Annotated in this window: 6 protein-coding genes; 4 read left to right on the top strand and 2 right to left on the bottom strand. The window is 76.2% G+C overall.

Features of this window, described 5'->3' with window-relative positions; all coding sequences use genetic code 11:
* The first annotated feature begins 211 nt into the window (after window positions 1-211).
* Together FOE67_RS17665 and FOE67_RS17660 are read left to right on the top strand one after the other, a co-directional pair.
* A complete protein-coding gene (locus tag FOE67_RS17665; protein ID WP_182665420.1) occupies window positions 212-1,429 on the top strand; it encodes an LLM class flavin-dependent oxidoreductase in 1,218 nt (405 codons plus the stop codon).
* 232 nt (window positions 1,430-1,661) lie between these two features.
* Window positions 1,662-1,925: a hypothetical protein gene (locus FOE67_RS17660; RefSeq protein ID WP_182665416.1), complete on the top strand. Its 264-nt coding sequence runs from the start codon at window positions 1,662-1,664 to the stop codon at window positions 1,923-1,925.
* Between the two features lie 105 nt (window positions 1,926-2,030).
* Here FOE67_RS17660 and FOE67_RS17655 read toward each other — a convergent pair whose 3' ends face one another.
* Window positions 2,031-2,834 (bottom strand): exodeoxyribonuclease III, encoded by an 804-nt coding sequence (locus tag FOE67_RS17655; RefSeq protein WP_182665415.1) that lies wholly within the window; start codon window positions 2,832-2,834, stop codon window positions 2,031-2,033.
* Window positions 2,835-3,019: 185 nt separating this feature from the next.
* Here FOE67_RS17655 and FOE67_RS17650 point away from each other — a divergent pair, with 185 nt between their 5' ends.
* Complete coding sequence (locus tag FOE67_RS17650; RefSeq protein WP_182665413.1) at window positions 3,020-3,499, top strand: GNAT family N-acetyltransferase; 480 nt, start codon at window positions 3,020-3,022, stop codon at window positions 3,497-3,499.
* Between the two features lie 31 nt (window positions 3,500-3,530).
* On the opposite strand, the gene FOE67_RS17645 is transcribed toward FOE67_RS17650, so the two are convergent.
* Complete coding sequence (locus tag FOE67_RS17645; RefSeq protein ID WP_182665411.1) at window positions 3,531-4,280, bottom strand: ABC transporter permease; 750 nt, start codon at window positions 4,278-4,280, stop codon at window positions 3,531-3,533.
* Window positions 4,281-4,418: 138 nt separating this feature from the next.
* Between FOE67_RS17645 and FOE67_RS30655 the strand changes: the two genes are divergently transcribed.
* Window positions 4,419-4,491: XdhC family protein (locus FOE67_RS30655; protein WP_182665418.1), on the top strand; the 73-nt coding region annotated here is incomplete at its 3' end.

The following is a 4,491-nucleotide window of genomic DNA, read 5'->3' as shown; positions in this document are numbered from 1 at the left end:
GTGTATACAAGACAGCCCCGTCCGACGGCCCCGCGGCCCTTTCCCCCTTCCGGCCGCCGGGGTCCGCCCACGGGAGGTGCCGCGCCCGGGCTCCCGGCTCGGGCCGGGGGCGCCGGGGCGCCATCCGTGATCGACGCGGCGACCGGGGAGTCCGCCCGGCCGCCGGGGAAAGGACCCCCTCACCGTGGCCGAACAGCCCAGCCCCGCCCGGATGTCGCACACCGGTTCCGTCCCGCCCGGCCCGGGCGCCGCGGAGGAGCGCGAGCCGGGCACCCCGCGGGTGGCGCCCGGCGCCGTGCGCGGCGGGGCCCTCGGCAACGCCCCCGTCCCGCTCTCGTTGTTGGAACTGGCGACCGTGGGGGAGGGGGTCTCCCCCGAGCGGGCCCTGTTGGACACCGTCGAGGCCGCCCGGGTCGCCGAGGCGAGCGGCTACCACCGCCTGTGGGTGGCCGAACACCACGGACTGCCGGGTGTCGCCTCCTCCTCGCCCGCCGTGCTGCTGGCCCACCTGGCCGCCCACACCTCCCGGATCCGGCTGGGCTCGGGCGGGGTGATGCTGCCCAATCACGCGCCGCTGCTGATCGCCGAGCAGTTCGGCACGCTCGAGGCGCTGGCACCGGGCCGGATCGACCTGGGCCTGGGCCGCGCGCCGGGCACCGACGGGCTGACCGCCGCCGCGCTGCGCGGCACCGATCGACTGCGCGAGGGCGCCGAGGACTTCCCCCGGCAGGTCGCCGAACTGGTCGCCTTCCTCGACGGTGACCCGCCGCCGGTGCCGGGCGCGCGTCCCGACGCCCGGGTGCACGCCGTGCCCGGCCCGGTGACGGGGGCGGTGAACCGCCCGCCGGTGTGGCTGCTGGGCTCCTCCGGCTACAGCGCGGAACTCGCCGGCCGGTTGGGTCTGCCGTTCGCCTTCGCCCACCACTTCGCCGCCCGGCACACCGGCCCCGCCCTGGAGCTGTACCGGGCCTCCTTCCGGCCCTCCGCCGTCCTGGACGCCCCGTACTCGATGATCGCGGTCTCCGCCCTGGCGGGCGAGGACGAGACGGAGGTCCGTCGGCAGGTGATGACGGGCGCGTTGGCGATGCTGCGGCTGCGCGGCGGACGGCCCGGTCCGGTGCCGACGCCCAACGAGGCGGAGGACCACCCGTACACCGCACTGGAGCGGGAGGTGGTGGAGAGCCGGCTCGCCGAGGTGGTGCACGGCACCCCGGACGCGGTGCGGGAGGGCCTGAACGCGCTGGTCGCCTCCACCGGCGCGGACGAGCTGATGATCACCACCATGGTGCACGGCGCCGGGGCGCGCCTGCGCGGGTACGCGCTCCTGGCCCGCGCCTACGAACTGCCGGGCGCCGAGGGCACGCTCCCGGCGGGAGCCGGGCTCCGTGCCCCGGGTGGCGTGCCCGTGGCGCCTCCCACCGGCGGGTGAATCCGGCGCGCCGCCGACCGGGCGCGTAACGTGAGCCTTCCGGGGCAGGTGTGCGGTGAACGCCGCGCACGGTGGGCGTCGTGACGGCGTGTCACCCGGCGGGATGGCGGGTGACCGACCGTCACGCCGGACCGGTCCGGCCCCGGAACCGCCGGGCCCGGAGGCGTGACGCCCGCGACGGGCCGGTGGATCGGCACCCGCCGCAGGGGCGGCGGAAGAAGGAGGAGACGACATGGCGGGCTTTCTCGACCGCGCCAAGGAGCAGGCCCAGAAGGGGTACCGCTCCGGCAGGGAGAAGCTGGAGCAGGGCATCGAGCAGGGGCGCGACAAGCTGAGCGACGTCCAGGCCCAGCGCGCCGGGAACGAGTTGCTGCGCTCCCTGGGCGCCGCGTACTACCGCAAGGAGCACGGCACCGGCTCGGAGCAGGAGGTCGGCACCATCCTCAAGGCGCTGGAGGACCACATCACCGAGCACGGTGACGCCTTCCTGAGGTGAACCCCGGCACCGTTCGACGACGGGAACGGCGGGCACCGTGGAGGGGCGGGGGCACGGGAATTCCCGTGCCCCCGCCCCTCCACGCGTGAGCGGGGGCGCCCGGCCTCAGGCCGCCGCGTAGCGCACCGTCACCGGGGCGTGGTCGGACCACCGGGAGGCGTGGTCGGCCGCCCGTTCCACCCGCGCCTCCACGGCCCGCTCCGCCAGGCCGGCGGTCGCCACCTGGTAGTCGATGCGCCATCCCGCGTCGTTGTCGAAGGCGCGGCCCCGGTAGGACCACCAGCTGTAGGGGCCCTCCACCTCCGGGTGCAGGGCGCGCACCACGTCGACGTAACCGCCCTCGTCGCCGAGGACCCGGTCCAGCCAGGCGCGTTCCTCCGGCAGGAAGCCGGCCTTCTTCCGGTTGGCCCGCCAGTTGCGCAGGTCGGCCTCGCGGTGGGCGATGTTCCAGTCCCCGCAGACCAGCACCTCGCGGCCCTCGTCCGCCGCCCGCTTGCGCAGGTCCACCAGGTGCGGCAGGAGTTCGGCCATGAACCGCTCCTTCTCCTCCTGGCGCTCGGTGTCCACCTCGCCGGAGGGCAGGTAGAGGGAGACCACGGTGACGCCCGGCAGGTCCGTCTCCAGCCAGCGGCCGGAGTTGTCGAACTCCGTCGAGCCGAAGCCGATCCGCACCGCCTCCGGCTCGTGCCGGGAGAGCACGGCGACGCCCGCGCGCCCCTTGGCGGCGGCGGGGGCCCAGTGGGCGTGCCATCCCTCCGGGTTCAGCACCTCCGGGGCGAGCTGTGCGGGCTCGGCGCGCACCTCCTGCAGGCAGATCACGTCGGCGTCGGTGCCGGCCAGCCAGTCGCGGTAGCCCTTGCGGTCGGCGGCGCGCAGGCCGTTGACGTTGACGGTGCTGACGGTGAACACGACGATCTCCGGTGCTGGTCGCGGCGGACGGTACCCGCCGGTCGGGGCGGTGCGCGGCGGGGTGCGGACCCCCGGTGGCGGGGGCCCGCACCACCGTACAGCGCCGCCCCGGGAGGGCCGGGGCACGGCCCCGGGCCCGCCCCGCCGCTCGCCGGGGTGTCGGGGGCGGGTCGTACGATGACGCCATGCGGATCGTCACCGCGCGCTTCGACCACCCCGACGCGCGCAAGCTCAACGACATCGTCCAGGCCGAGTACGCCGAGCGGTACGGCAGCGGCGGCGACGTCACCCCCCTCGCACCGGAGATGTTCGACCCGCCGCGGGGGATCTTCCACCTCGTCTACGACGAGACGGACGCGCCGATCGCCACCGCCGGGTGGCGCGCCATGGAGGATCCGGAGGAGTGCTACGAGCCGGGTGACGCCGAGATCAAGCGCATGTTCGTCATGCGGCACGCCCGGGGGCGGGGCCTGGCCCGGCACCTGCTGGGGATGCTGGAGGACTCGGCCCGCGCCGTCGGTCGCACCCGGATGGTCCTGGAGACCGGTGACAAGCAGCCGGAGGCGATAGCGCTCTACGTGTCGGCCGGGTACGTGCCGGCGGAGCGCAAGTTCGGGGTCTACCGCTGTTCCGGGAACAGCCGGTGCTACGTGAAGTTCCTGTAGCCGGTCCGGCTCCCCGTCGGGTCGGGCCCCGTCAGGCCGGGGCCGGCGCGGGCCCGGTGTCGGCCGGCGACGCCGCGCCACGGCGTCGGGTCGCGAGACCGAGGAGCAGCAGTCCCACCGCCGCCCACCCCAGCAGGACCAGCAGGGGGCGCGCGGCGTCCGCGCCGTCGAAGAAGGACACCGAGCGCAGCAGCGAGGCACCGGCGCCCGGCGGCAGCGCCTGACCGAGGTCGCCCATTGGGGTGGGCAGCAGGTCGGGTGAGGAGGCGGCGCCGGAGAAGGGGTTGCCGAAGGCGACCACGGTCAGTGCGCCGAGTCCGATGCCGGGGGGGCCGAGCAGGGCGCCGAGCCCGGCGGGCAGCGCCGCGCAGGCGAGGACGAGCAGGGCGAGCGAGGCCGCGGCCGCCCACCAGCCGCCCTCCAGCACTCCCAGCCAGGTGTGCAGCAACAGGGCGGCGACCATCCCGACCAGGGCGCACGCCCCGATCAGGGTGAGCAGGCCCCGGGTGCCGCGCAGCCCGAACAGCACCACCAGGGCGCCCGCCGCCACGCCGGCGAGGGTGAGGGGGAGCAGGCCGGCGGCGAAGGCGGCTCCGCGCGGGTCCCCGGCCGGTCCCGGCACGAGATCGGTGACCGTGAGCGCGTCCGTGGGGGCGCCGGTGTCGGCCCGGGCGAGGAAGCCGCGCACGCCCTGCTCCAGGAGTTGCGCGGCGGCGGGCCCGCCGGCGGAGGCGACGAGCAGTTCGGGGCCGTCGGGGCCGAGGACCAGGGCCCCGTTCACCTCGCGGTCGGCGACGGCCGCCGCGGCGGCCGGTGGGGGTGCGGCCCCGACACGACGGCCGGGCGAACGCGTGGAGCCGGGGACAACGCCGGATCTCTTGTTTAACCGGCCGGTAGGTTCACCGGCCGATCACACTAAATGCCCTGCGGCTCCTTCGCCGTGGCCACCGTCGTCGCGGTGGACGGCAGCGCGCCGCGCGGACCCGGCGCGG

Source organism: Streptomyces calidiresistens (genome assembly GCF_014141525.1).
Taxonomy (GTDB): Bacteria; Actinomycetota; Actinomycetes; order Streptomycetales; family Streptomycetaceae; genus Streptomyces; species Streptomyces calidiresistens.
Note: the sequence above shows the minus strand (reverse complement) of the source record. Positions and strands in the feature narration are given on the sequence as shown.